The organism is Superficieibacter sp. (assembly GCF_032071645.1).
In the GTDB taxonomy this organism is placed as follows: Bacteria; Pseudomonadota; Gammaproteobacteria; order Enterobacterales; family Enterobacteriaceae; genus Superficieibacter.
Genome location: NZ_DAMAPU010000005.1, coordinates 90,014 through 116,171, shown reverse-complemented (window position 1 = coordinate 116,171; position 26,158 = coordinate 90,014). Strand labels below are relative to the sequence as shown.

Annotated in this window: 24 protein-coding genes; 17 read left to right on the top strand and 7 right to left on the bottom strand. The window is 53.9% G+C overall.

Translation table 11 applies throughout. The features are described 5' to 3' along the window. Window positions 1–47: 47 nt before the first annotated feature. From RT197_RS11740 to metG, 4 genes are all read right to left on the bottom strand, one after another. On the bottom strand, window positions 48–350 hold the full coding sequence (locus RT197_RS11740) for a hypothetical protein (RefSeq protein WP_312950714.1): 303 nt from the start codon (window positions 348–350) through the stop codon (window positions 48–50). 111 nt (window positions 351–461) lie between these two features. After that, window positions 462–668 (bottom strand): biofilm development regulator YmgB/AriR family protein, encoded by a 207-nt coding sequence (locus RT197_RS11735; RefSeq protein ID WP_312950712.1) that lies wholly within the window; start codon window positions 666–668, stop codon window positions 462–464. A gap of 247 nt (window positions 669–915) precedes the next feature. Then, window positions 916–1,176: a hypothetical protein gene (locus RT197_RS11730; protein WP_312950709.1), complete on the bottom strand. Its 261-nt coding sequence runs from the start codon at window positions 1,174–1,176 to the stop codon at window positions 916–918. Window positions 1,177–1,418: 242 nt separating this feature from the next. Then, window positions 1,419–3,452 carry a methionine--tRNA ligase gene (gene metG, locus RT197_RS11725; protein ID WP_312950708.1) on the bottom strand — a complete coding sequence of 678 codons (2,034 nt, stop codon included), beginning with the start codon at window positions 3,450–3,452 and terminating at the stop codon, window positions 1,419–1,421. A 185-nt stretch (window positions 3,453–3,637) separates the two neighbouring features. Here metG and apbC point away from each other — a divergent pair, with 185 nt between their 5' ends. After that, window positions 3,638–4,747: an iron-sulfur cluster carrier protein ApbC gene (gene apbC, locus RT197_RS11720; RefSeq protein WP_312950706.1), complete on the top strand. Its 1,110-nt coding sequence runs from the start codon at window positions 3,638–3,640 to the stop codon at window positions 4,745–4,747. 51 nt (window positions 4,748–4,798) lie between these two features. On the opposite strand, the gene RT197_RS11715 is transcribed toward apbC, so the two are convergent. Further along, window positions 4,799–5,131, bottom strand: a complete 333-nt coding sequence (locus RT197_RS11715) for an RcnB family protein (protein ID WP_312950704.1) — start codon at window positions 5,129–5,131, stop codon at window positions 4,799–4,801. Window positions 5,132–5,974: 843 nt separating this feature from the next. On the opposite strand from RT197_RS11715, the gene RT197_RS11710 reads away from it, so the two are divergent. The 9 genes from RT197_RS11710 to RT197_RS11670 all read left to right on the top strand — a co-directional run bounded on the left by RT197_RS11710 (window position 5,975) and on the right by RT197_RS11670 (window position 16,087). Continuing rightward, the gene (locus tag RT197_RS11710; protein WP_312950702.1) at window positions 5,975–6,211 is read left to right on the top strand and encodes a hypothetical protein; all 237 of its coding nucleotides are present in this window, start codon (window positions 5,975–5,977) and stop codon (window positions 6,209–6,211) included. A 247-nt stretch (window positions 6,212–6,458) separates the two neighbouring features. After that, window positions 6,459–7,106 carry a YjbF family lipoprotein gene (locus tag RT197_RS11705; protein WP_409529692.1) on the top strand — a complete coding sequence of 216 codons (648 nt, stop codon included), beginning with the start codon at window positions 6,459–6,461 and terminating at the stop codon, window positions 7,104–7,106. Further along, window positions 7,103–7,846 (top strand): capsule biosynthesis GfcC D2 domain-containing protein, encoded by a 744-nt coding sequence (locus RT197_RS11700; protein ID WP_312950699.1) that lies wholly within the window; start codon window positions 7,103–7,105, stop codon window positions 7,844–7,846. Before RT197_RS11705 ends, RT197_RS11700 begins: the two co-directional genes overlap by 4 nt. Continuing rightward, window positions 7,846–9,939: a YjbH domain-containing protein gene (locus RT197_RS11695; protein WP_312950696.1), complete on the top strand. Its 2,094-nt coding sequence runs from the start codon at window positions 7,846–7,848 to the stop codon at window positions 9,937–9,939. The genes RT197_RS11700 and RT197_RS11695 overlap by 1 nt, the downstream gene beginning before the upstream one ends. A gap of 184 nt (window positions 9,940–10,123) precedes the next feature. After that, window positions 10,124–11,263, top strand: coding sequence for a polysaccharide export protein (locus RT197_RS11690; RefSeq protein WP_312950693.1), 1,140 nt, complete (start codon window positions 10,124–10,126; stop codon window positions 11,261–11,263). After that, complete coding sequence (locus tag RT197_RS11685; RefSeq protein ID WP_312950690.1) at window positions 11,251–11,697, top strand: protein tyrosine phosphatase; 447 nt, start codon at window positions 11,251–11,253, stop codon at window positions 11,695–11,697. Before RT197_RS11690 ends, RT197_RS11685 begins: the two co-directional genes overlap by 13 nt. Before the next feature lie 19 nt (window positions 11,698–11,716). Continuing rightward, complete coding sequence (gene etk / locus RT197_RS11680; protein WP_312950688.1) at window positions 11,717–13,891, top strand: tyrosine-protein kinase; 2,175 nt, start codon at window positions 11,717–11,719, stop codon at window positions 13,889–13,891. A gap of 125 nt (window positions 13,892–14,016) precedes the next feature. After that, window positions 14,017–15,027: a UDP-N-acetylglucosamine--undecaprenyl-phosphate N-acetylglucosaminephosphotransferase gene (gene wecA, locus RT197_RS11675; RefSeq protein ID WP_312950685.1), complete on the top strand. Its 1,011-nt coding sequence runs from the start codon at window positions 14,017–14,019 to the stop codon at window positions 15,025–15,027. Between the two features lie 136 nt (window positions 15,028–15,163). Further along, complete coding sequence (locus tag RT197_RS11670) at window positions 15,164–16,087, top strand: LysR family transcriptional regulator (protein WP_312950683.1); 924 nt, start codon at window positions 15,164–15,166, stop codon at window positions 16,085–16,087. Here the strand turns inward: RT197_RS11670 and RT197_RS11665 are convergent. Beyond that, the gene (locus tag RT197_RS11665) at window positions 16,056–16,766 is read right to left on the bottom strand and encodes a GntR family transcriptional regulator (RefSeq protein ID WP_312950680.1); all 711 of its coding nucleotides are present in this window, start codon (window positions 16,764–16,766) and stop codon (window positions 16,056–16,058) included. The two genes, RT197_RS11670 and RT197_RS11665, sit on opposite strands and share 32 nt — an antisense overlap. A gap of 232 nt (window positions 16,767–16,998) precedes the next feature. On the opposite strand from RT197_RS11665, the gene RT197_RS11660 reads away from it, so the two are divergent. The 6 genes from RT197_RS11660 to RT197_RS11635 all read left to right on the top strand — a co-directional run bounded on the left by RT197_RS11660 (window position 16,999) and on the right by RT197_RS11635 (window position 22,883). Next, on the top strand, window positions 16,999–18,321 hold the full coding sequence (locus RT197_RS11660) for a PTS transporter subunit EIIC (protein WP_312950678.1): 1,323 nt from the start codon (window positions 16,999–17,001) through the stop codon (window positions 18,319–18,321). 15 nt (window positions 18,322–18,336) lie between these two features. Continuing rightward, a complete protein-coding gene (locus RT197_RS11655) occupies window positions 18,337–18,645 on the top strand; it encodes a PTS sugar transporter subunit IIB (protein ID WP_312950675.1) in 309 nt (102 codons plus the stop codon). Window positions 18,646–18,654: 9 nt separating this feature from the next. Then, window positions 18,655–20,340, top strand: coding sequence for a PTS transporter subunit EIIC (locus RT197_RS11650; protein ID WP_312950673.1), 1,686 nt, complete (start codon window positions 18,655–18,657; stop codon window positions 20,338–20,340). An 11-nt stretch (window positions 20,341–20,351) separates the two neighbouring features. Then, entirely contained in the window at window positions 20,352–21,386 is a 1,035-nt protein-coding gene (locus RT197_RS11645) for an oxidoreductase (RefSeq protein WP_312950672.1), read from the top strand. A 10-nt stretch (window positions 21,387–21,396) separates the two neighbouring features. Then, window positions 21,397–22,239, top strand: a complete 843-nt coding sequence (locus RT197_RS11640; RefSeq protein ID WP_312950669.1) for a hypothetical protein — start codon at window positions 21,397–21,399, stop codon at window positions 22,237–22,239. Between the two features lie 323 nt (window positions 22,240–22,562). Further along, a complete protein-coding gene (locus tag RT197_RS11635) occupies window positions 22,563–22,883 on the top strand; it encodes a type 1 fimbrial protein (protein WP_312950666.1) in 321 nt (106 codons plus the stop codon). Between the two features lie 97 nt (window positions 22,884–22,980). Here the strand turns inward: RT197_RS11635 and RT197_RS11630 are convergent, their stop codons facing one another. Beyond that, a complete protein-coding gene (locus tag RT197_RS11630) occupies window positions 22,981–25,401 on the bottom strand; it encodes a DUF3772 domain-containing protein (protein WP_312950663.1) in 2,421 nt (806 codons plus the stop codon). A 374-nt stretch (window positions 25,402–25,775) separates the two neighbouring features. On the opposite strand from RT197_RS11630, the gene RT197_RS11625 reads away from it, so the two are divergent. Beyond that, complete coding sequence (locus RT197_RS11625; RefSeq protein ID WP_312950661.1) at window positions 25,776–26,105, top strand: hypothetical protein; 330 nt, start codon at window positions 25,776–25,778, stop codon at window positions 26,103–26,105. The last annotated feature ends 53 nt before the right edge of the window (window positions 26,106–26,158 follow it).

Here is a 26,158-nt window from a genome sequence, read left to right as displayed (position 1 = left end):
GAATGACAACAGCGGGTCAGGATACGTCTTCTGCTGTGGTGGCGATATTAATGTTTTTTATCATTGCTGCCCGGTGGATCGCCGTTGAAGCGCAGCAGAATGCTGTCCTTGCTGAAAAGAGGCCGCTCGGTCGTCCCGTCCTGCTGATTGATATTGGCTTTGAAGGCGCGCACATCGCTTAAGGTTCTCGCATAGGCCTGACGCCGCTGTGGGTCGGTTTCGCTATGCATACTTGTGCGAAGCTGGTCGATCAGCGCGTCATACGAGATGGCGGCATCCGACTCAAGAAGTTTCAGGACAGCTTCGCCCATAATGATGTCTACCAGCTTGTCGATATCGCTTTTGCTCATTCTCAACCTCATGGCGGCATCGTGTCATCGATGCCTTCGCTTCCGCAGTCGGAAGGCGAAATAAAAGCTGTGCCGTTAATAATAGCGCCCGGTTGCGTAACCCGTGCTGCGCTAGCGAATGCCCTTGCCGAGCAGTATAGCCAAAAGTTCGCCATAATGAACTTCCATCACCGGATCGGAGGTTTGCTCCAGCCGTGCGGCTAGCTTAAGACAAATGCTGTGACGACTGACGCCTTTCCCGTTACGCAGTAGCTCAATGACTATCGCACCCAGAGTCTCTTCGCCAGAGGGCATCCAGGGGACGGGAGGTGTTGCCACATTGTCAGGACCTTTACTACGGCTACCCTTCATACCAGCCCTCGCTCGTTAGCTACGCCAAAATTCATAACCGTAAGTAAAATATACATTTTAAAAGCAATAATCAATAAAGAATTCAGGATTAACTGCATCAGGCAGAATGAAAATGAGTGTGCAGTATTATCCTGAAATTAAAAAACTTTAACGGATATTATTATCCCTGATTGTGAATAATAAAAATACGTTCAGAGGGAAATAATTAGCGAATTCATTCGTTGCCATCAGCCGGTAATGCGCCGCCAGGATAGCGTCCACTGGCATCTGCCTCCGGCTCATCTGGCATCGTATTGAGTAATTCTCTGCCGATACGTAATCGGCTGGCGCGTTCATCGCAGGTCTCGCTTACGGCCATTTTGCCCAGCTCTTTCAGCAGCGACTGCTTGCTGATTTCCTGCTTTTTGACGATATGGCTAATGACCGCTTCGCCTATAGCTATATAGCCTTTTCTCTCTTCGTCGGCGCGGGACATTCAACTACACCTCCATCTGGTTTACCCTGATAAAAAATAACATATTGCTTAATATTATAACTACGTAATGCGTTGCCGATAATAACAGTACCGGGCGGCATTCACATAATTAAAACTTTAAATAGTTATATATGATGGCGATATTTACATAGCTTTTGCGATTTTACGCAAGAGATAAAGATGAGCAATGATGAGAGGTGAAAAAGCTCTCCGGCGCGGATAAGCGCCGGAGAGGGGATACATTACTTAACCTGCTGACCCGGTTTTGCGCCTTCATCCGGGCTTAACAGGAAAATATCTTTTCCACCAGGACCGGCAGCCATCACCATGCCTTCAGAAATACCGAAGCGCATTTTACGTGGTGCCAGGTTCGCCACCATCACCGTCAGGCGACCTGTCAGCACCTGCGGATCGGGATACGCAGAACGGATGCCGGAGAAGACGTTGCGCTTCTCGCCGCCGAGATCCAGCGTCAGGCGCAGCAGCTTGTCGGAGCCGTCAACAAACTCCGCGTTTTCAATCAGCGCTACGCGCAGATCGATTTTGGCGAAATCGTCAAAGGTAATGGTTTCCTGAATCGGATCGTCCGCCAGCGGACCCGTCACCGGCGCGGCAGCCGCTTTCACTTCTTCTTTGGACGCTTCAACCAGCGCTTCGACCTGCTTCATGTCGATGCGGTTGTAGAGCGCCTTAAAGGTGTTGACCTTGTGGCCCAGCAGCGGTTGCTCAATCGCCTCCCACTCCAGCGATGTGTTAAGGAAGGCTTCAACGCGTTCGCTCAGCACAGGCACTACCGGTTTCAGCCAGGTCATCAGCACGCGGAACAGGTTGATACCCATTGAACAAATCGCCTGTAGTTCGGCATCACGACCTTCCTGCTTCGCCACTACCCACGGGGCTTTTTCATCAACGTAGCGGTTAGCCACGTCTGCCAGCGCCATAATTTCACGGATGGCTTTGCCAAACTCACGGCTTTCCCACGCTTCGCCAATCACCGTCGCGGCATCGGTAAAGGTTTTATAAAGCTGCGGGTCGGCCAGTTCAGAAGCCAGCACGCCGTCGAAACGCTTCGCGATAAAGCCTGCGTTACGGGAGGCGAGGTTGACCACTTTGTTAACGATATCGGCGTTGACGCGCTGGACGAAATCTTCCAGGTTCAGGTCGATGTCATCAATGCGTGACGAGAGCTTGGCAGTGTAGTAATAGCGCAGGCTGTCGGCGTCGAAGTGGTTCAGCCAGGTGCTGGCCTTAATGAACGTGCCGCGTGATTTCGACATCTTCGCGCCGTTCACCGTCACGTAGCCGTGAACGAACAGGTTGGTCGGTTTGCGGAAGTTGCTGCCTTCCAGCATGGCTGGCCAGAACAGGCTGTGGAAATAGACGATGTCTTTGCCGATGAAGTGATACAGCTCGGCGCTGGAATCTTTCTTCCAGTATTCGTCAAAGCTGGTGGTATCGCCGCGTTTGTCGCACAGGTTTTTGAAAGAACCCATGTAGCCGATCGGCGCATCCAGCCAGACGTAGAAATATTTGCCCGGCGCATTAGGGATTTCAAAGCCGAAGTAAGGCGCGTCGCGGGAGATATCCCACTGTTGCAGGCCGGATTCAAACCACTCCTGCATTTTATTCGCTACCTGCTCCTGCAACGCACCGCTGCGGGTCCATGCCCGCAGCATTTCGCTGAACGAGGGTAGGTCGAAGAAGAAGTGTTCGGAATCACGCATCACTGGCGTAGCACCGGAAACGACAGATTTCGGCTCGATCAGTTCGGTCGGGCTGTAGGTTGCGCCGCAGACTTCGCAGTTATCGCCGTACTGATCCGCCGATTTACATTTCGGGCAGGTGCCTTTAACAAAACGATCTGGCAGGAACATGCCTTTTTCCGGATCGTAAAGCTGAGAGATGGTGCGGTTTTTGATAAAGCCGTTCTCTTTCAGGCGGGTGTAAATCAGTTCCGACAGCTCACGGTTTTCGTCGCTGTGCGTGGAGTGATAGTTATCATAGCTGATGTTAAACCCGGCGAAATCGGTCTGGTGCTCCTGGCTCATCTCACCAATCATCTGCTCCGGGGTCACACCAAGCTGCTGCGCTTTCAGCATGATTGGCGTGCCGTGCGCGTCGTCCGCGCAGATGAAGTTGACCTCATTGCCGCGCATTCGCTGGTAACGGACCCAGACATCAGCCTGGATATGCTCCAGCATGTGGCCGAGGTGGATTGAGCCGTTGGCGTACGGCAGCGCGCACGTTACCAGAATTTTCTTCGCGACTTGAGTCATAGTGAGTATTACTTCTTCTGTAGTAAAAAGGGGTTTTGATGTTACCTGAATGGCGGGATTTTGGTAAGCCTTAACCTTGTCCGCAATGGGAATTAGGCCCGGAAGGCCAAATGTAACCTGCCAGGAGATCTGATATGCTTAACTCACGGCAATGTTAATCGACTACAAAAAAAAGAGGAGTCGGGATGAACGCACAATCCCAGGCCAGGTCCCCGGAGCGCCTGCGTGCAATGGTCGCCGGAACGCTGGCGAATTTTCAGCATCCCACGCTGAAACACAATCTCACGACGCTGAATGCGCTGCATCATGTGGCCTGGCTGGATGACATTATCCACATTGAGCTGCTGATGCCCTTCGTCTGGACCCGCGCCTTTGAGGATCTCAAAGACCAGACCAGCGCGGAGCTGCTGCGCATCACCGGCGCGAAGGCGATTGACTGGAAGCTGTCGCACACCATCGCCACGCTGAAACGCGTGAAAAATCAGCCGGGCATTAACGGCGTAAAAAATATTATTGCGGTCAGCTCGGGTAAGGGCGGCGTGGGGAAATCGTCCACGGCGGTCAATCTTGCGCTGGCATTAGCCGCTGAAGGCGCAAAAGTGGGGCTGCTGGATGCGGATATCTACGGGCCTTCCATCCCGACCATGCTGGGCACGGAAAACCAGCGTCCAACCTCGCCGGATGGCACCCACATGACGCCGATTGTCGCGCACGGGCTGGCGACTAACTCCATTGGCTACCTCGTCACCGACGATAACGCTATGGTCTGGCGTGGTCCGATGGCCAGCAAAGCGCTGATGCAAATGCTCCAGGAAACGCTGTGGCCGGACCTCGATTATCTGGTGCTGGATATGCCGCCAGGCACCGGCGACATTCAGCTGACGCTGGCGCAGAACATTCCGGTCACGGGTGCCGTGGTGGTGACCACGCCGCAGGACATCGCCCTGATCGACGCCAAAAAAGGCATCGTGATGTTCGAGAAAGTGGATGTCCCGGTCCTGGGGATAGTCGAAAATATGAGTATGCACGTTTGCAGCAACTGCGGTCATCATGAGCCTATCTTTGGCACAGGCGGCGCAGAGAGGCTGGCGGAGCAGTATCGCACCCAGTTACTCGGGCAGATGCCGCTGCATATTAGTTTGCGGGAAGATTTGGATAATGGCACGCCGACGGTGATCCATCGACCTGAAAGCGAATTTACCGCTATCTACCGCGATCTCGCCGGACGCGTGGCGGCCCAGCTTTACTGGCAGGGTGAAGTCATTCCGGGTGAAATCGCCTTTCGCGCGGTGTAATGATGACAATGGCTGCCCTGGGGCAGCCATTCATTTTAACGGCGATAGAATTTAACGATGATAGAAAATCTCGCCGTCGTAGACCTTCAGGATCTTTCCTTCCGCATCGGTAATCAGGACATAATTCCCGCCCATATAGGTCCAGTGCGTGCCGGCATCCGGCGCGGGCAGATTTCGCTGCTTCCATTGTTTGATGTTGTACTCTTCGGTGCGGTACATTTCCGGCACCGTATCGCCAATGGCAAAATGGGTAAAATCTGCAAAAAATTCTTTCAGTTCATAAGATTGCGTGCCCGGCGCTTTCACTGCCGTCTGCGGAGCCGCGCTAACGCAGGTTGCCACGCCGAGCGCAACGCCCAGTAACAGGGGGGTAAATCTTCTCATTATTTCTCCATATCTTCAGTCAGAGCCTTGCTGGTGCCTGTTTTTACCACAATTAAGATATCAGAGGTGGACTGAATGTGGCAGACAACTCTGCTTTCCCTCTGCTTTTCGGCATGGTCCGAACGACCAGCTTTCCATACTGCACAATTTCGCTAAGATCCACTCCATTAATTATGCGGATTTATGACCCTAACGAAATAATATCGATAAGCTTGCAAAAAAATATATTTGTTCTACGCCTGCCGGGCGTCGCAACATTCAGTTTGAATTGGCGCTATTAACGCCCTGAAACATTTAACGAAGCGGTTCTACTGCCAAATTTAGTAGGTTTTACAAGGGATTGGTAACAATTTGAACAATATATTATGCACAAGACGTTGTTCTGCAATACCCCAATTTGTTAGATTCTTCAAAACATCGTTTCTGGATGTTGTTTTTCATGTTGCTAAGACTTATCCTACCATTTCATTGAATAAAAAATCAGTTATCTATTAATAAACGTGCCACTGATACGTAACTTTCATCGCCCGTGCATTAAGGATTTGCCTAAGCTGATTAAATAGGCATTGATGAAATGTGGTTATTAAGTTAACTGTTTGAAATGTAATGTCTTTATGGCATTCACGGCTATCTCGATGAGTATTAAATAGTGAATTGCCGGGTTTCTGATTTCCGATCCTGGCAGAAAAGGAAGTTAGTGCAGGGTGGTAGCTTTAAGCCACGGCGGTAGCCTGCCTGCTATTCAGTCCAAAATCTGAACGGTATGGTATGCTAATATTGCCTGGTTTTCAGGCTATCAATTTTACATTCGTTGAATGAAGAGGAACGTGAATGAAAAAGACAATGTGTGCGGTTCTCGCAGCGTTGGCGCTGGCCGGTTTTAGCACGGCTACGTTTGCTGCGCCTGCCACCGGGTCAGATACAACTTCTGGCGGTGCTGCTACCGGTGCAGTCGGTACTACTACCATCGTAACCGCTACCGCTGTAGCGGGCCTGGTTGCTCTTGCTGCTGTCGCTGCAAGCGATGATGGCAGCTCTGGCAATGGCGTTAACCTGACTACCACCACCACTACGCGTTAAGCTTGAGAATTAGCTGAACTTCTGTACAGTTAATTCCCAATGTGGGATGGTATATAAGTGCCCCGGCAGATTTGCTTTGCCGGGGCGCTTAAAAAAGTGAATAATATCTCTGTAAAACTATTTTCATCGCCAATTATATCTAACGTCGAATGACGCTTTCTATAGCGCTTCGGCTTATAAGTGCGTGCAAATAACGGGCTTATCGCCGTTATTTTTTGTATTAACACATTGTGAAAGGGATCCTCTGGTGCGCATACCTCTCTTCCTTCTGGCCTGCCTGCTGTTGCAGGGTTGCACCCACAGCCAGCAAAGCGTTGTTGATACCCTACAGTCCGCCATTACGGGTCCGCAGGACGTGACTGTCCCCGACCAGCAAATCCAGGCAATACCCTACACCACCATGTACCTGCGTATTAATGACGGCCAGCGCATCTTTGTCGTGCTGGGCTATCTGGAAAACGGCCAGCGTAAATGGCTGACGCAGGATCGCGCGATGCTGGTCACGCAAAACGGACGCCTGATTAAAACCGTGAAATTGCCGGATAATCTTCTCGACGTCAGTAATCAGCAGCAGGACCCCCTTCTTAACGCCCGACAGCTTAAAAACGGATCGACCTGGACCCGCAGTATTGGCTGGACGGAAGATGAACGTTACCGCTCCGCGACCGTTGTTTCCCGCTTTGCGCCTGCCGGGGAAGAGGTATTAACCATTGCCGGTAAGCGGGTACGCTGCCTGATATGGCACGAATTTGCCCATACCGATTCTCCATCGCGCGACTGGCAAAACACCTTCTGGGTTGATGCCGTAACCGGGCAGGTCCGTCAGGGCCGCCAGATGTTGGGAGCCGGGGTTCTTCCCATCGAATTCACTATTCTGAAACCCGCGACGCTATGAAAATAAAAATATTACTCACCGGTGCCGGGCTTCTGGCAGTCAGTGGATTCGTCCAGGCGGAAAGTCAGGTGACGGTTCACGCGCTGACGACGGGCAAAACGCTGACCATTGAACACGCGCAAAACCTGGCGCAGCTGGTAACGGTTGCCGATCTGCCGAAACACGTCTGGTGGCCGGGGGCGGTGATCGCCGAACCGCAGGCCACGGCGGTAGCGCAGCAGCAATATCAGCAGACACTGCGCGATTTAAATCGTTGGGCGGCAACGGAAGATGGGGATCAGGCCGCCAGCATCCGCACCGTCATTCAGCAACTTCAGGCGATTAAGGTTACCGGGCGGCAGTTTGTTGCGCTCGACCCTGATCAGGTTCGCACTCGCGATGACAATAATCCGCGTCTGGAAGGGCGTTACTCGCTCTGGCTTCCGGCTTATCCCACGACCGTAACGCTACTCGGCGCAATTGAAGGGACGGGGAAAACAAGCTGGCAGGCGGGGCGCAGCGTGCGTGATTATCTCGCCAGTCATGAGCGTTTGACCGGCGCCGACCGCAACATCGCGGTCGTCATTCACCCGGACGGCAGCACCCAGCAAGCGCCGGTGGCGTACTGGAATCATCGCCACGTCGAGCCTGAACCGGGCAGCATTATCTGGGTGGGATTTTCCTCATGGGCGGTCCCTGGCGAATTCGAAAAAATAAATCAGCAAATCGTCTCTGTTCTGACGCACCGGATACCTGACTGATGAATAAAAAATACCTCTTCAGCCTGCTGGCCATTGCGGTATCCAGCGCATGTCATGCGGATGTGCTGACATACCCGGACCCGATTGGGCCTTCGCAGTCTGACTTCGGCGGTACGGGGCTGATGCAAACCCCGAACGCCCGTATCGCCAAAGAAGGCGAATTCAGCGTTAACTACCGCGATAACGATCAATACCGCTTTTATTCAACCTCAATTGCGCTGTTCCCGTGGCTGGAAGGGACTATCCGCTATACGGATGTGCGTACCCGTAAATACAGCAGTAACGAAGATTTCAGCGGCGATCAAACCTATAAAGATAAGTCGTTCGACTTCAAAGTACGGCTATGGGAAGAGGGCTACTGGATCCCTGAAATTGCTTTCGGTAAGCGCGATATTTCGGGGACCGGCCTGTTCGACGGCGAATATATGGTCGCCAGCAAAATGGCCGGGCCGTTTGATTTCACGCTGGGGATGGGCTGGGGATACAGCGGTAACAGCGGCAACATTACCAACCCGTTTTGCCGCGCCAGCGACAAATACTGTACCCGCGCTGAATCGCATGATGCCGGTGATATCAGCTTCACCGATATCTTTCGCGGCCCGGCGGCGATTTTTGGCGGCGTAGAATATCAGACGCCGTGGACGCCGCTGCGCCTGAAGCTCGAATATGACGGCAACGACTATCAGGATGACTTTGCCGGTAAAATTGACCAGCGCAGCCACTTTAACGTCGGGGCGATTTATCGCGCGGCGGACTGGGCGGATGTCAACCTTAGCTACGAGCGCGGTAATACCCTGATGTTCGGCTTTACGCTGCGGACCAACTTCAACGATCTGAAGCCGAATCAGAAAGATCGTCCGAAACCGGCTTATCAGCCGAGTCCGGCCACCGACTCGCTACAGTACACTTCCGCTGCGAATCAGCTGACCCAGCTGAAATATAATGCCGGATTTGATGAGCCGGAGATCATCCAGCGCGGCAATACGCTGTATATGACCGGCGAGCAGTATCGCTATCGCGATACCCGCGAAGGTATCGATCGTGCAAATCGTATTCTGGTAAATAACTTACCTGCGGGCGTTGATACTATCAGCATCACAGAGAAGCGTTTCAATCAGCCACAGGTAACGACGAATACCCGCGTAGCCAGCCTGCGTAAAGAGCTGGAAGGCTATCCACTCGGACATGAAGGCACTCTGGAGCAGCAGCGGGTTAATCCTGTCGATACGGATGCGCTGGGACGGGGCTATCGTATTCGCCCTGAACGGTTTGGTTATTCCATTTCCCCGGTGCTTAACCAGTCCCTGGGTGGGCCGGAAAACTTCTACATGTTCCAGATTGGTGTATTGGGCAGCGCAAACTACTGGCTGACCGATCACTGGCTGGTCGATGGTGGCGTATTTGGCAACGTTTATAACAACTACGACAAATTTAAAACCACCGATTCTCCGCGCGACTCGAATCTTCCTCCGGTGCGTACCCATATTCGCGACTACGTGCAAAATGATGTCTATTTGAACAACCTGCAAAGTAACTATGTCCGCTACCTGGGCAATGGTTTCTACGGCCAGGTGTACGGTGGTTATCTGGAGACGATGTACGGCGGTGCCGGGGCTGAAGTGCTGTACCGTCCGCTGGACAGTAACTGGGCGGTGGGCATTGACGGTAACTACGTCAAACAGCGTGACTGGGACAACATGATGCGCTTTATCGATTATAAAGCGCCGACCGGTCATCTGACGGGCTACTGGAACCCATCATCCATGAATGGCGTGCTGGTGAAACTTAGCCTCGGACAATATCTGGCGAAAGATAAAGGCGGCACGCTCGATCTTTCTAAACGCTTTGACAGTGGTGTGACGGTAGGTGCCTGGGCCGCAGTCACCAACGTCTCGAAAGATGATTACGGCGAAGGTGGTTTCAGTAAAGGTTTCTATGTTTCCGTTCCGCTGGATCTCATGACGGTTTCACCATCCCGCAGTCGTGCAACGGTGGCCTGGACACCGCTGACGCGTGACGGTGGACAGATGCTGGGTCGTAAATACCAGCTCTATTACATGACAACGGATCGCGATATTCAGAGCGGACAGTAAATACATGCCCGATGAAGATGAAAATTTCTATCTTTGAGAACAACGTTCATTTTAGGGCTGACATTCTGTTTTTATCTCGCAGCGTGACGTGATAAAAACAACGTTGATAGCGCACGTCAATATGATTGAGGAAAAAGCAATCAGATTGACACTAAACCATTTGAACCACAGATGATTTTATATAATGAAAAAGAGTATTCTTAAGTTTTCTCTCGTGGCATTGGCAGTTGGAGCGTTAGCAGGCTGTACCGTCGTCCCCGGACAGGGTTTAAGTACCGGTGGAAAAGACGTTATTGAGTCCCCTGACAGCGATTATGATTTGAACCAAATGGTCAACGTTTATCCGCTGACGCCGGGGTTAATCGACCAGCTTCGCCCGGTATCGGTGATTTCTAAAGCTAACCCGCAGCTTGACGAGATGGTAAAAAGCTATCAGTACCGGATCGGTGTGGGCGACGTTCTGATGGTCACCGTCTGGGATCACCCGGAACTGACTACCCCTGCCGGTCAATATCGCAGCGCCAGCGATACAGGGAACTGGGTAAACGCTGATGGCACCATTTTCTATCCTTACGTGGGCAAATTACTGGTAGCGGGTAAAACCCTAAGCCAGGTGCGTGATGAGATCACCGCCCGCCTTGATACCGTTATCGAAAGCCCGCAGGTCGCCGTCACTATTGCCGCTTTCCGCTCGCAGAAAGCCTATGTAACCGGTGAAGTGGCGAAATCTGGTCAGCAGCCGATCACCAACATTCCGTTGACGGTGATGGATGCCATTAACGCGGCGGGCGGTCTGACCCCTGACGCCGACTGGCGCAACGTGGTACTGACCCACAACGGCCAGGACACCAAAATTTCGCTATGGGCGCTGATGCAGCGCGGCGATTTAACGCAGAATAAACTACTCTATCCAGGTGACATCCTGTTTATCCCACGCAATGACGATCTGAAAGTGTTCGTGATGGGTGAAGTGGGCAAACAGAGCACCCTAAAAATGGATCGCAGCGGCATGACGCTGGCCGAAGCACTCGGCAATGCGGAAGGTGTAAGACAGGATATGTCTGATGCGACCGGCATCTTCGTCATCCGCTCAATGAAAGGCAAGCAGAACGGCAAAATTGCCAATGTTTATCAACTTAACGCTCAGGATGCCTCGGCGATGGTATTAGGCACCGAATTCCAGCTTGAGCCGTACGATATTGTTTATGTGACTACCGCGCCGCTGGTGCGCTGGAACCGCGTAATTTCTCAACTGGTGCCAACTATCACCGGTGTTCACGACCTGACGGAAACCGCGCGTTATATCGAAAGATGGCCAAATTAATGTTTAGCTCGATTCTGGTGATTTGTACCGGAAATATATGCCGTTCCCCGACCGGGGAACGTTTGCTGCGCCATACTATGCCCGACATGAAAGTGGATTCCGCTGGCACGTTTGGCTTAAGCGGCCAGCCTGCGGACGCTACCGCCGCCGAAGTGGCAGCGGCGCACGGCGTTTCGCTGGACGGGCATATCGCACGCAAACTCACTCCCGCCATGGCGCGCGATTACGACCTGATTCTGGTCATGGAACCGGCTCATATTGAGCAGGTGACGGCGATCGCGCCCGAGGTAAGAGGCAAAACCATGCTCTTCGGTCAATGGGCGGGGAAAAAGGAAATTCCTGACCCCTATCGTAAAAGCCATGAGGCCTTCGAACACGTTTATGGGCTGCTTGAGCAAGCCAGTAAAGAATGGGCTGTCAGGCTCGGAAAATAAAACGGGATAAACATTCGTTATGTCGACAAAAGTCACAACTGCTCCTGCTGAAAGCGCTAATAACGAGCTGGATCTGGGGCGTCTTCTGGGCGATCTGATCGACCACAGGAAACTCATTTTTTGCGTCACTGTGTTCTTTACTCTTATCGCAGTGATCTACGCGCTTTTCTCAACGCCTGTGTATCAGGCGGATTCCTTAATTCAGGTGGAACAGAAGCAGGGGAATGCCATTCTCAGCAGTCTGAGCCAGATGATCCCGAATACCTCGCCGGATTCAGCGCCAGAGATCCAACTGCTTCAGTCGCGAATGATCCTCGGAAAAACCATTGATGACCTGAATCTGCGTAACGTCGTAGAACAGGATTATTTTCCCGTCTTTGGGCGCGGTTTTGCCCGCTTAACCGGTGAGCAACCGGGTAAAATCGCGCTGTCCTGGTTTGCGGTGCCAAAAGAGATGGCCCAGCAGGTCTTTACCTTAACGGTAGAGGAAAAAGGTCATTTCACCGTCGAAGGTGATGACTTTACCGTTAACGGTCAGATTGGACAGCTGATCGACAAAAACGGTTTTGCGCTTAAAGTGGCGGATATCGCCGCTCAGCCCGGCACTCAGTTCAAACTTCGTCAACTGACTGAACTTGAAGCCATTAACAACTTGCTTAATCAATTTACCGTTAGCGAGAAAATAAAAGACAGCGGAATGCTCGGTCTGACCGTCACCGGCGAAGACCCGCAGCTTATTGCGCGTATTCTTAACAGCATTTCTGATAACTATCTGCAACAGAACATTGCCCGCCAGGCGGCGCAGGATTCGAAAAGCCTCGAGTTTTTGCAAAAGCAGCTGCCGCAGGTGCGTGGCGATCTCGATCAGTCGGAAGATAAACTCAACGCCTACCGTAAGAAAAGCGACTCCGTTGACCTGAATCTCGAAGCGAAATCGGTGCTGGAGCAGATCGTAAACGCGGATAACCAGCTGAATGAGCTGACCTTCCGCGAAGCAGAAATTTCCCAGCTGTATAAAAAGGATCACCCGACCTACCGGGCGCTGATGGAAAAACGTCAGACGCTGGAGCAGGAAAAAACGCGCCTTAATAAACGTGTTTCATCCATGCCCGCGACCCAGCAGGAAATTCTGCGCTTAAGCCGTGACGTGGAGTCTGGCCGTGCGGTATATCTGCAATTGTTAAACCGTCAGCAGGAGCTGAGTATTGCCCAGTCGAGCGCCATCGGTAACGTGCGCATCATCGACCCGGCCGTCACCCAGCCGCTGCCCATCAAACCGAAGAAAGCGCTGGTCGTTGCGCTGGGCTTGCTCATGGGGCTGTTTGTCTCCATCGGCCTGGTCCTGGCGCGTATGCTGCTGCGTAAAGGGATTGATTCGCCGGAACAGCTGGAAGAGCAGGGGATCAACGTTTACGCCACCATCCCGATGTCCGACTGGCTGGCGCAAAAAACGCGCTTGCGGAGTAAGAATATTTTCTCCTCCCGCCACCAGCACAAAACGAAAAACATCCCGTTCCTGGCGGTGGATAACCCGATTGACCTGTCGGTGGAAGCCATCCGTGGGCTGCGTACCAGCCTGCACTTCGCGATGATGGAATCCACCAACAACGTGCTGATGATTTCCGGGGCGACGCCGGACAGTGGGAAAACCTTCGTCAGTAGCACGCTGGCGGCCATCGTTGCGCAGGCCGGACAGAAAGTGATCTACATCGACGCGGATATGCGCCGTGGCTACGCTCACGATCTGTTTAACCTGAGCAATAACCACGGCCTCTCTGCAGTACTGTCCGGTAAGACGCCGGTTACGGCTGCCGTGCAGACCTTCACCAAGGGCGGATTCGACATCCTTACCCGTGGTCAGGTGCCGCCGAACCCGGCAGAGCTACTGATGCACGACCGTTTCCGCGAGCTGCTGAACTGGGCGAGCGAACATTACGATATGGTGATTATCGATACGCCGCCGATCCTCGCCGTGACCGATGCCGCCGTCATTGGCCGCTCCGCCGGAACCTGCCTGGTGGTCGCGCGCTTCGAGGTCAACAGCGTGAAAGAGATGACCGTCTGCGTTCAGCGTCTGGAACAGGCTGGTGTCAACGTCAAGGGTGCCATTCTGAACGGCGTGATCAAGCGCGCCAGCAGCTACTACGGTTACGGCTACAATCATTACGGCTACAGCTATACCGATAAGAAGTAATCTCCGCAGTGCTCCCCGGCATCCTCTGCCGGGGAATCAATCTCAGTAAAAAAACCAACAATAACGTCGCCAGACTTCGCGTCTGGCGGTCTGTCTATGCGCACGCAAAAATTCTGGAGAATGATATGGATTTTGTGATGATCCTGATCAGTGCTATCGGGGGTCTTGCCATCGCGGGATTAACCGCGCCGGTGTTTGGCCTGGTCGATAAACCGGATGCACGTAAAGTTCATGAAGGGCATATTCCCCTCGTTGGCGGTATTTCTGTGTGGGTGGCGATGAGTGCCCTGCAATATCTGAATCCGCAGTGGCTGCCCCACCAGCAGGTATTCTGGTTCTGTATTTCAATGCTGTTGATCGTCGGCGTGCTGGATGACCGCTTTAATCTGCCGGTGCTGCCACGGGTCATCGCGCAGGCAGTGGCCGCCGTACTGATGATGAAATCCGGGCTGTGGCTGGCGTCGCTGGGCGAACTGATCCCCGGCTACGTCATTACCCTCGGCGCGGTCGGCTACCTGATCACCCTGATTGCTATTTGGGCATCGATTAATGCTTTTAACATGATTGACGGCATTGATGGATTACTCGGCGCAGTGTCGTGTGTGACTTTTGGCGCACTGGGGGTGTTGTTTTATATCCACGGACACATGGGCGCGTGGCAGTGGTGCCTGGCGCTGGTGCTCGCCATCATGCCGTACCTGATGGCGAATCTCGGACTGTTTGGCGTTAAGCGACTGAAAGTCTTTATGGGCGATGCGGGTAGCACGGTGATCGGCTTTGCCGCGATCTGGCTGCTGGTGGTAGCGACCCAGGGTGACGACGCCATTATTGCGCCAGTCACCGCCCTGTGGCTGATCGCGCTGCCGCTGGCGGATATGTCGGCGGTGTCGCTGCGCCGCATTCTTAACGGTAACAGCCCGTTCCGCCCGGACCGTGGTCACATTCACCATATTATTATGAAATGTGGCTACAGCCCCCGCCGGACGCTGGCGATTCTGTTCCTCGCCGCCGTGGTCTTTGCTTCCGTCGGCATTCTCTTCGACCGCTTACGGGTGGCGGATTGGGTCAGCCTGACCCTGTTCCTGCTCTTCTTTACCGCGTGGGTTCGTTTCTCCGTCGACGTGTTCCGCCGTTGATCCTCTTCTGATGCGCGCGACGGATCGCTCCGTCGCGCCGCCCCGTCCTGCTTTCCCTCTTTCATAATCCCTTCGGCAGTGGTAAACACTTATCAGGCTGACGAATTAATCTCAGTCTTCATCTGCGGGAATAATCATGCTCAGGCTGGAAGATTTAACGCTCTTTGTTCGTGCGGCAGCGCTGAACAGTTTTAGTGACGCGGCGCGCGAGGCGGGCGTGCCGCCCGCGCAGGTCAGCTCGGCAATCAAGCGGCTGGAAAATGCGCTGCATATTCGTCTGTTCGCCCGTTCGACCCGCAGCCTGCGCCTGACGGTAGAGGGGGAAAGCTGGCTGCCTTATGCCCTGCAAATGCTGGAGACGCTGCGCGCCGGACTGCAAAAAATTCAGGCATCCGACAATGAGGTCAGCGGCACGCTGCAAATCGCCGTGCCTTCGGATCTGGGCCGCCACCTGCTGCTGTCCGTCTTTCGTGATTTTCGCGAGCGTCATCCGGCGCTGCGTCTGCGCCTGCTGTTCTCCGATCAAATTGCCGACGTATTTAAAGATCCGGTGGACGTTGCCTTCCGCTACGGTGTCAACGCTGATGCCTCCTATGTGGCACTGCCGGTCGCGCCCGATAACCGTCGGGTGCTGGTGGCGTCACCCGACTGGCTGGCCCGACACGGCAGGCCGACTACCCTCGGCGAACTGGCGCAGCATAATGCGCTGACCTTCGTCCTGCGCGGTAAATTACACGACCGCTGGACGCTGCTGGCCGACGGCAACATTCACGAGGTGAATGTTCAGAGCACGATCATGAGCGATGATGCCGAAGCGATCCGCCGTCTGGCGATAGCCGGGGAGGGCATTGCCTACAAATCCTGGCTCGACGTCAGCGAAGATGTGCAGGCCGGGCGGTTGCAGGTGATCCTGCCACAATATCAGGGAGAGCGCGTGCCGCTGAATATGATCTGCCCGCATCGCCAGCAGCTTTCTCCCGCCGTGCGCCTGCTGTACGAGGCGGTGAAAGCCCGCTGCGATAGCCTGGCTAGTTTCGCTGCACAATCGCATTGTAATTAAAGCGCTGATAATGATAGCGGCTGGTACAGTATTCGAACGGCTGGCCGTCATTAAGATAGGTCACCGACCGCGTCACGCTCACCGGTTCATTGACGTCTAAATGCAGCCACTCCCGCGCTTCTGCATCGCTCGGCAGCGAATAAAACTGGGTATGGGAGCTACAGGGAATTTTGCGCAGCGATTTCTCGACAAACTCATACACGGAACCGAGCGCGTGCTGACGAGTGAAAGCGGGCAGGATCCGCACCGGTATCCAGGTCTCTTCAATAGAAAGCGGATCGTTACCGACATAGCGCACCCGCTTAAAATGCCAGGCATACTGGTCTTCCGACATCGCCAGTTGTCCGGCGATTTCTCCGCCAGGAACGTCGATGTCAAAATGCAGCAAATGGCTGTGAACTTCCATCCCCTGCGACTCGTGCAGGCGGCTGACGCCCTGAATCGGCAGATTCACTGAAGGATGCTGCGGCGACGCGGTTTTCACCACCGTACCCAGCCCGCGCTGGCGGGTAATAAATCCCTCCTGAACCAGAATATCCAGCGCATTATTCAGCGTGATTTTACTACAGGAAAATTCTGCGCATAGCTGATGCCCGTAGGGGATCTTCTCGCCGGTAATATATTCACCACTCTTAATTCTTCCCTTTATTATATTCGATATCTGAATATATCTGCGCAAAATAACTCTCCTTTATCATGACTTTTCTGATTATATCCTGCCGGGCAAAACATTATCCATATCTCATTTATTTTAAAAGTAGACTACTTTTAAAATAAAAACCTTGATTTTAAGGTCGCAGACGTTTCATGCTGTCGGTGCTCCGGGTGCATGGCGTTAAATATAAATACGATCTGTTGGTTTGATTGATTATTGGTGTGAATGGATAATTCGCACCCATCGAGGAAAAATCATGAAAGAGATTTTTTTAAAGAAAACCCTCGCGCTGGCGCAGTGGATGGCGTCACAAATTCATCTGCGCACCATGCGTGACGCATTCATCATGCTTATTCCTTTTCTGGTGTTAGCAGGAATGATGATATTAGTTAATAATGTGATCATTAATCCGGGCGGTATTCTTTCTGGTTTTATTGCCGATACCACGCTGGCCTCCTGGCAGGAGATGGGAAATAAAGTCGTTAACGGGACAATGAATATTCTCGGTATGCTGATCGGGATTATTTTTAGCTATAACCTCGCCCGCAATCGCCAGTTTGCCAACCCACTGATGGCCGCGCTGGTAACGCTAAGCTGCCTGTTCGTGCTGATGCCAGTGCTTAACGGTTTTACCCCGGAAGGCGCAACCGGTGAAGTCATGATTAAAAGCGCTGTGCCGTATGCGCTGCTCGGTACCAGCGGAACCTTTATTTCCCTGCTGTGCGGCGGGCTGGCAACGGAATTGTTCACCCGGATTTGCAAAAATAAACACCTGCAAATCCGCCTTCAGGGCAACGTGCCTCCGGCGGTGATCCAGTCGTTCAATACCCTGTTTGCTGTGATGATCACCGTGCTGCTGTTTGCGTTCTGCTCCTGCACGATCGTAGCCTTAACCGGGCTGGAATTGCATGAAATCATTAATAAAGTGATTCAGACACCGCTGCTGGGTCTGGCAACCAATCTGCCAGCGTATATCCTGATCGACATTATCAATAACTTTGTTTTTTCGATGGGCATTAACCCCGGCGGCATTACCGGTGCGATTATGGAAGCGCCGATTATGGTTGCCACCCAGCAAAATATGGACGCGTGGGCGGCAGGCAAAGAAATCCCCAATATTATCGTGCGCCCGTTCTGTGATTTATACGGCCGCATGGGCGGCACCGGCATGACGTTATGCCTGGTGATTGCGGTATTTCTGCGAAGTAAACGCCAGGAGTTGCGCTCATTTTCCCGCACGGTAATGCCGACGACGATTTTTAATATTAATGAACCGGTTATTTTCGGCTTTCCGATCATCTTCAACCCGATACTGATGATCCCTTTTACCTTTATTCCGTCGATTCTTTACGTCATTGCGTATTACGCCACCGTATTGGGCTGGGTATCGAAAATCGTGGTCTATATTCCCTGGTCGGTGCCTCCGCTGATCTCCGGCTATCTCGCCAGCGGCGGCGATTATCGCAACGTCATCCTGCAAGTGATTTTACTGGTGCTCGGTGTCCTGCTTTATCTGCCTTTCCTGATGCTGTATGAAAAAATGCTGACGATGCAGGAAAGCAACGCGCAAAAAATATAATCGAGGAGCGTCATCATGAAAAAAATACTGCTTATCTGTAATGAAGGTATGTCCACCGGTTTCCTGTGCAACAAAATGAATGACTATGCGCAGCAACAGGGGCTGGATATTCATGCCTGGGCGATCCCGGAATCGGCGCTGGAAGGGCACTATCGCGAGGCGGATATTGTCCTGCTGGGGCCGCAGATCGGCTACTTAATGGCGTCGATCCGTAAGCGCGTGCAGGACACGCTGCCGGTTGCCGCAATCAGCCCCATTGATTTTGGCCGTATTAACGCCCAGGCGGTGGTGGAACAGGCGCTGTCGTTAATCGACGGACAGTAAGGACGCGCAATGAGTAACGCAACGCTACTGCAAAAAGTCACCGATATTTCGCAGAAAATGGCCTCGGAGATCCATCTGCGCAGTTTACGTGACAGCTTTATCATCACCGTGCCGTTCCTGGTGCTGGCCGGTTTATTCATCATGGTGAACTTTGTCTTTCTCGATCCTAAAGGCATGTTGTCCTCGTGGGTCGCCAGCGAAACGCTCATTTCATTGCGCGGCGTTGGTGACCGTATTCTTAACGGCACGATGAATATTCTGTCGCTGATGCTGGTGGTGCTGATTGCCTTCAGCATCGCCAGCAAGCGTAAATTCGCCACGCCGATTATTCCGGCGATGGTATCGCTGGCGGCGTTCCTGGTGCTGATGCCGAACTCGCTTTCCCTGGTGCCTGCTGGCAGCACGCAGGCGGTGGCGGTGAGCGGGGTGATTTCCTTCGGGCTGACCAACGCGGGCGGGGTGTTTATGGCGATCCTGACGGCGGTCATCGCCACCGATCTGTTTCTGTGGATCTCCCACAATCAGCGGCTGCAAATTCGCCTGGGCGATGAAGTGCCGCCGATGGTGGCGCAGTCTTTTCAGTCGATGTTCTCGATTATGCTCACCGTGCTGGCGTTCTCGGTAGTGGCGGCGCTGGTCTACGGCCTGTTTCAGCTGGAGATCCACGACATTATCCAGCGGGCGATTCAGGCTCCGCTGGTGCATCTGACCACCAACCTGCCGGGATTCCTGACGCTCACCACCTTAACCAACCTGCTTTTTTCGCTGGGTATCCATCCGTCGGGGATTATTAACCCGATTCTGGAGCCGCCGCTGCTGGTGGCGATGCAGGAAAATATGGCGGCGTTTGCCAAAGGAGAGCTTCCGCCGCATATCATCGTGCTGCCGTTTCGCGATCTCTACGGTCACATGGGCGGCACCGGGACCACGCTGGCGCTGTTGATTGCGCTGTTTCTGCGCAGCAAAATGTCGAGCCACAAAAAATTCGCCCGCACGGTGCTGGCACCGGGGATTTTCAACATCAACGAGCCGGTGATTTTCGGCTTTCCGGTGCTGTATAACCCGCTGATCATGATCCCGTTTATCGTCTATCCGCAAATCAACTTTATCATCGCTTACTTCGCCACCTCGTGGGGGATGGTGTCCCGCATCGTGACTTACGTGCCATGGTCGGTGCCGCCGCTGCTGTCCGGCTGGCTGGGTTCCGGCGGCGATTGGCGCAACGTCATCCTGCAAATTGTTTTGCTGGCGCTGGGGGTGATGATTTATCTGCCGTTCCTTGCCGCCTATGAAAAATCGCTGATCGCAGGGAAAAATCAAAAGCTGGTCAATGAGATAGCCGAAAACGCAAAAACGGATACCGTCGCACCCGACCCTAAAACACAGCGGGAAAAAACCATTATCCTGATGTGCAATGAAGGCATGTCCACCTCCATCATGGCGAAAAAAATGAGCCAGTTCGCGCAGTCGGCGGGCTATCCGTTCACCATTTATGCCATCAACGTGGGCCGTCTTCAGGAGGAGTATGAAAAGGCCGATCTGATCCTGCTGGGCCCGCAGCTCGGCTACATGCGGCAAAGCCTCTGCGAGGAAATTAACAACCGCTGCCCGGTTCAGATACTGGAGGCGGGTTATTTCAGCAGGCTGGACGGAAAAGCCGCCGTGCTGGCCGCACTGTCATTTTTAGCAAGTTAAGGAGAACAACTGTGATTTATAGTGCTTTTATTGGTTTTGGCAAAAGCGCCACCCGCTACCATCTGCCTTACGTTTTAACCCGCAAAAATAAATTTACCGTCACGCGCATCTTTGACATCGTGCGCAATCCGCAGCGCGAGAGCCAGCCGGAGTATGAAGGCATTGCGTTTACCGATCGCGTCGAAGAGATTTTGAACGACCCGCAGATCACCCTCGTCACCATCTGCACCCGCCCGGATAGCCACTTCCATTACGCAAAACTGTGCCTGGAGCACGGCAAAAACGTGCTGGTTGAAAAACCGTTTACCACCACGCTGGACGAGGCGAAAACCCTGTTTGCGCTGGCGAAAGAGAAGGGCTTAGTGGTGTCGCCGTTCCAGAACCGTCGCTTTGACAGCTGTTTTATGAGCATGAAGCAGGCGATTGAGAGCGGCAAGCTGGGCGATATCGTGGAAGTAGAAAGCCACTTTGACTACTTCCGCCCGGAAGCCGACGTTCAGCCGGGCGGCGCGTTTGACGGTGCCTTTTACGGACTGGGGGTGCACACGCTGGATCAAATCCTCTCGCTGTTTGGTCGCCCGCAGCAGGTCGCTTACCACCTGCGTCACCTGCGGCAGAAAGCCAACCCGGACGATACCTTCGAAGCGCAGCTGTTTTACGGCGACATGAAGGCGATCATCAAAACCAGCCACATGGTCAAAGTGCCGTACCCGAAATTCCTTGTCCACGGCAGTAAAGGTAGCTTTGTGCGTTATCAAATCGACCAGCAGGAAACCAGCCTGAAGGCCGGGATCATGCCGGACCACCCGGATTTCGCCGCCGACGACCAGTGCGCACGGCTGGAATATGTTGACGAGCACGGCGAAACCCACGTCGAAAACCTGCCGCCGGTGAAAGGTGATTACGGGCTGGTGTACGACGCGATCTACGCCACGCTCACCGAAGGCAAGCCGAACTATGTCAGCGAGGTCGAGGCGTTAACCAATCTGGAAATCCTCGAAACCGCATTCCGTCAGCCGTCGCCTGCGCTGGTGACGTTGTCGTAAGGAGCACAGGATGCAGCGTATTCTGAACTGTCGGACCAGCGATTTTAGCCAACCGGCGAGCGGGAAAGATCTGAAGCAGGCGATTATTGCCTCGGAAGGTCGGGTCATCATGACGGAAGTGGCGGCGGGAGCCGCGCCGTTATATGGCGAAGTGACCAACGGCGAATTGCTCTGCGCTTTTGGCGCGGACCTGCTGCTGGTCAAAGGGATTGACTGCCAGACCCAGGCCATTCAGGGCTGTCGGGATCTGTCACACTTTAAGCAGCTCACCGGACGGATGGTCGGCGTCAGCCTGGAAGTAATGGCTGACGATGCGGCAGACAACCCGCGCGCCTGCAACTCGGCAAACTTTGCCCGCGTTGCCGGAGCCGATTTCTTCTGCCTGACCGCCTACGATCGCCCCGGCGTCACCGCTGAGCGCGTTTGTGAAGCGCTGAAGCAGATCCGCGCGCAGACCGACAAAATGATCGTCGTGGCGAAGTTTTACGCGGCGGGGCTGGCACCGGCAGAGGAATACGCCCGTTACATCAACGCGGGTGCAGACGGAGCGATGGTGCCAGCGCCTGCCAGCTGCCGTGGCGCGTCTGAGGCGCGCGTGGAACAGGCGCTGTCCGCCATTCGTCAGGCGGGCGGGCTTGCCATCACCACCATCAGCAGCAGTCAGGAAGGCGCGGACGAAGACACCGTGCGGATGATGGGCCTCGCCAGCAAACGCTGCGGGGCAGATCTCTGTAACTTCGGTGACGCAGGCGTGGCGGGAATGGCCGATCCGCAGGCGGTATACACGTTGTCGATGGCGGTGCGCGGACGCAGGCATACCTGGGTCAGAATGGCGGCGTCGCTGCACCGCTAGAGGTGAATGCCGTGCCGGTTGCAGGCGCGGCATTTTTCCCCGTCCGGGTTTGTGGTAACGCCCGGTCCCGTTTTCGCCCTCTTCCTCCAGGAGAGAGGGCATTTTTCACATCTGTCACAACAATCCCCACCATCCATCTCTCCCCTTTAATAGCGCATTAAATCAGCAGGTTGGGCCAAATGGCCGAGTGGTGACAGCCATGGGTTACGACTATGATGTATTCAGGCACTGAGTAAATATGCGCTTCAGTAACCTGATCCAGCATTTGTCATCATGGAGCGCTTTTCCCCTCAAGGACGATTTATCATTGAGGAGTCCATCTCTTGACCACATTTACCGCTCGGCTCATTTCAGGTCTTGGCCTGATGACCGTCGCTTTTATTCCCCCGGCCTTTTCAGCAACCGCCGTGATGGGTGGGGTGATTCACTTTTATGGCGCCATCGTTGCCTCTCCCTGCGAGGTTTCATCGCAGCCGGAAAAGTTAGCGGTGTCGTGCCCGGAAAATAACGTGATGAAAACGCGCAGGGTCAGTTATAAGGATGTCCTGAACGGCCAGACTCCCCCTGACAGTCCGGCCTCCCTGAGTATGAAGTATCTTAATCCTGAAAAGACGCTCGCCGTTGTACAACTTGATTATCGGTAATCTCTTCTCTTCCGCCGGGCGGCGGAAGAGATTTATTGTTTACGCTGGACCCCCGTGGCGACGTATTTGCCAGAGGCAATGTTCCGCGCCAGGGTTATTACTCTTCCGTGGCCGTGCGCAGCAGCGGCTGCTCAAGGATCATGGTCTGGGTCTGGCTTAACGAAATTTCTTCCGCGCGCAGCATTTTTAAAATCTCGTACAGCAGATCGCTACGGGTGGCGCTGACCATGCGCGGGCTGTTAACGTAGCCGGTCACGCTTAACACGATCCCGGTCGGCCCCAGCTCTTTAAAACTGACCGACGGCTGCGGCGTTTCCAGAATAGATTCATGCAGGTTATAGGCTTCCAGCAGCAGATTACGCACTTTCTCCGGGTCGATATCCAGCGGGAAGGTCAGCGTGATGGTGGCGACCCCCTGCGCATTGCCCATTGTGGCGTTACGCACGTTCTGCGAGATCAGTTGCGAGTTCGGCACAATCACCGTGGATTTATCGCCAAGCTGAATTTCCGTGGCGCGCACATTAATCCGGCGAATATCCCCTTCGACGCCGCTGATGCTGACCAGATCGCCCACTTTTACCGGGCGTTCGGTCAGCAGGATCAGACCGGAGATAAAGTTCTTCACAATTTCCTGCAAGCCGAAACCGATCCCCACCGACAGGGCGCTGACGATCCATGCCAGCTTATTCCATTCAATGCCGAGCATGGAGAGGGTGAGCATAATAATCAGCACGTAGCCGACGTTGGTAAACAGCGTCACCAGCGAAGCGCGCAGTCCGCGATCCATCATCGTCTTCGGCAGGAAATCATTATCCAGCCAGCGCCGCGACGAGCGCAGCACGTACCAGCCGATGACCAGGCACAGCACGGCGTTAACCGCGTGGGCCGGAATGATATTCATCCCCTCCAGACCCTTGCCGCCCCAGATATCGGCGATTTTATTCAGTAGCTCGAGCGGCGTGGTGGTGCCGAAAGTGCCGTTCAGCAGGGCGACGGCGGCGAGGATCAGCAGTGAGCTTTTACCTACGGCGGAGAACAGCGTCGCCGCCAGCGAAAGATGGCGGTCATTGACGCTCAGCGTGCTTTTCAGGATCTTGCCGCTGTGGGTGGTGGGGGAGAACACGCTTTCGCACAAATCGACGACAAAATGCAGCAGCAGATACAGCGAGCTGACCACCAGCCCAATCCACAGCAGTTCAAAGGTGACGAAACGCGCCAGCGGAATATAGCCGATCAGCAGCGCCAGCAGGATCACAAAGGCGGTCAGGCTGATCAGCAGATGAATCAAGCCCGCCAGCGTGGAGCGCGATTCGGTTTCTTCACCCTCAGCGCGCATCCGCCGCCGCATCCGGTTAACCCGGATGGGCGCGACAATGCAGTTGACCGCCACCAGCAGAGCTGACAGCCCGTTACCGAAGAGGGTGGCGTCGATGCTGGCACCGACCAGCCCGTTAAGCTGCTCGACAATGCCGAAAATAAAAATAAAGGTCGCCAGCAGGATCGGGAACGAAGCCAGCGTTTTCGCCAGCGGGTCGGCAATCCCTGGCAGACGCCACGACGGGTGACGGTTCGACAGCAGCGCAATGCCCAGCCCGGCGATCACCGCCGAAAAATAGGTCAGGTCAATAAGCTGCCCGGTAAATTCAATCACCGGCTGCGACGTCTCCGGCAGCCGGGTAAAGATGTAGCACAGCAGCTGCATACTGATCCCCAGCGTCAGCGTGGTGCTCAGGGTCGTAAAGCAGGCAAGAAAACTGCGGCGAAAACGGCCCTGCGGCAGCCAGCGCGGCAGGATCCAGTTGATGGGGCGGTCGAGGATCCGCCGACCCCACAGGCCAATTCCCAGCGCCAGAAGCAGCAGAAAACCGCTGCCGACACGCCATTCGTCATCCCACGCCTGATGCCAGGCGCTGCCAAGCTGGGAACCGAAATCATCAAACCGCACGGCGTCTCTTTCGCTGGGATTAATCAGCGGCGTCCAGAACTTCGCGCCAAGAATACTGCCGGTATTCAGCGCAATCTGCGTTTTCAGCGCGTCGCGACGCAGGCCGGAAATCTGCGCCGACAGGTTTTGCGCGCCGACGCCAATGGCTTTCGTTTGCTCTATCTGATTAGCGAGCTGCGTTTTGCTGTTATTCAGTTTATTACGCTGGCTAATCACCTGCGGCGTTTCGGTGAGCGTACCGGGCGCGGGTGCCGGGCCGAGAACGTCGAGCTGCCCCTGAATCTGCGCCAGTTGGGGAGCCAGCGCCACCGCCAGCTTCTCTGCATCACTGGCAAGTTTCTGCGCATCATCGTTCAGGCTGGTGAACTGTTTATCCGCTTTTGCCGTGGAAACCCGCTGCTTGAGGGAATCCAGACGCTTTTGCAGCGCGGGCAGGGCGGTGCTGACATTCACTTTAACCGGCTGCTCTTGCTCATTTTGCCCCGTCGCTTCATCCGCCTGGGAGAAAGCGGGCAGCAGTATCAGACAGGACAACAGCGCCAGCAGCAGCGGCAGTTTTACTCGTTTTTGCATAGAAGGATCGTTCCGCGAAATCAATGGGATCAGGGCGCAGGGCCTCGCTAAGCATACATGTTATTCATAAGATAAATAGTACCGCATGTCCGAGTTCGACAGAAAAATCAGCGGCCGTTTTCTGCAAGTGTGGCGGTCAGCGGGGATTGTCGCTCCGGGGGGAATTAGTTACCCCATGAATATGTAAGCGTTAATTATTATTTGGTTATATAACATAATTGCAATATTGAGCTTTATCAATAAAACAACTTATTAACATTGTATTTTCATTATGGCTATGCGAATTTCATCTGCACGGAGAGTGTTTTATTTTACCTGCCTGATCGTCCACGGATAATCGGGAAGCTCAGGCTGATGACAGAGCGGAGGAAAATATGAATGATATTTTGATGATGCCCAGACTGCGCGAGCTATTGGTTATATTTATGCATACCCGTTCGCTGCGGGATAAATCCGCCGACGCGCTGCGGTATTGCAGCGAAAACCTTCCGGCACACAGTGTTTCAGTGGGGGTATACGGTGAGTATCAGGAAATTATTGAACAACTGAATTATTTAGCGGATGAGCAGAACCGCATTGCGCCGGACGATCTGTTATCTTACGGCGGAGAAATGATGCTCAGTATTTTGCTCCTGTATGAAAAGCTGGCGGCAAATATTGCTATTGATGATTTCATGCAGCAGTCAAATGGATTTCAATCGTAGCAGAAGCAGAAGCAGAAGCAGAAGCAGAAGCAGAAGCAGAAGCAGAAGCAGAA

Bases quoted from the DNA above. Each gene is read 5' to 3' on its own strand.
- wecA (WP_312950685.1), top strand. From the start codon at position 14,017: ATGGATTTTGTGATGATCCTGATCAGTGCTATCGGGGGTCTTGCCATC.
- apbC (WP_312950706.1), top strand. From the start codon at position 3,638: ATGAACGCACAATCCCAGGCCAGGTCCCCGGAGCGCCTGCGTGCAATG.
- RT197_RS11695 (WP_312950696.1), top strand. From the start codon at position 7,846: ATGAATAAAAAATACCTCTTCAGCCTGCTGGCCATTGCGGTATCCAGC.
- RT197_RS11730 (WP_312950709.1), bottom strand. From the start codon at position 1,176: ATGTCCCGCGCCGACGAAGAGAGAAAAGGCTATATAGCTATAGGCGAA.
- RT197_RS11630 (WP_312950663.1), bottom strand. From the start codon at position 25,401: ATGCAAAAACGAGTAAAACTGCCGCTGCTGCTGGCGCTGTTGTCCTGT.
- RT197_RS11655 (WP_312950675.1), top strand. From the start codon at position 18,337: ATGAAAAAAATACTGCTTATCTGTAATGAAGGTATGTCCACCGGTTTC.
- RT197_RS11640 (WP_312950669.1), top strand. From the start codon at position 21,397: ATGCAGCGTATTCTGAACTGTCGGACCAGCGATTTTAGCCAACCGGCG.
- RT197_RS11740 (WP_312950714.1), bottom strand. From the start codon at position 350: ATGAGCAAAAGCGATATCGACAAGCTGGTAGACATCATTATGGGCGAA.
- RT197_RS11690 (WP_312950693.1), top strand. From the start codon at position 10,124: ATGAAAAAGAGTATTCTTAAGTTTTCTCTCGTGGCATTGGCAGTTGGA.
- RT197_RS11625 (WP_312950661.1), top strand. From the start codon at position 25,776: ATGAATGATATTTTGATGATGCCCAGACTGCGCGAGCTATTGGTTATA.
- RT197_RS11715 (WP_312950704.1), bottom strand. From the start codon at position 5,131: ATGAGAAGATTTACCCCCCTGTTACTGGGCGTTGCGCTCGGCGTGGCA.
- etk (WP_312950688.1), top strand. From the start codon at position 11,717: ATGTCGACAAAAGTCACAACTGCTCCTGCTGAAAGCGCTAATAACGAG.
- metG (WP_312950708.1), bottom strand. From the start codon at position 3,452: ATGACTCAAGTCGCGAAGAAAATTCTGGTAACGTGCGCGCTGCCGTAC.
- RT197_RS11700 (WP_312950699.1), top strand. From the start codon at position 7,103: ATGAAAATAAAAATATTACTCACCGGTGCCGGGCTTCTGGCAGTCAGT.
- RT197_RS11670 (WP_312950683.1), top strand. From the start codon at position 15,164: ATGCTCAGGCTGGAAGATTTAACGCTCTTTGTTCGTGCGGCAGCGCTG.
- RT197_RS11660 (WP_312950678.1), top strand. From the start codon at position 16,999: ATGAAAGAGATTTTTTTAAAGAAAACCCTCGCGCTGGCGCAGTGGATG.
- RT197_RS11650 (WP_312950673.1), top strand. From the start codon at position 18,655: ATGAGTAACGCAACGCTACTGCAAAAAGTCACCGATATTTCGCAGAAA.
- RT197_RS11685 (WP_312950690.1), top strand. From the start codon at position 11,251: ATGGCCAAATTAATGTTTAGCTCGATTCTGGTGATTTGTACCGGAAAT.
- RT197_RS11710 (WP_312950702.1), top strand. From the start codon at position 5,975: ATGTGTGCGGTTCTCGCAGCGTTGGCGCTGGCCGGTTTTAGCACGGCT.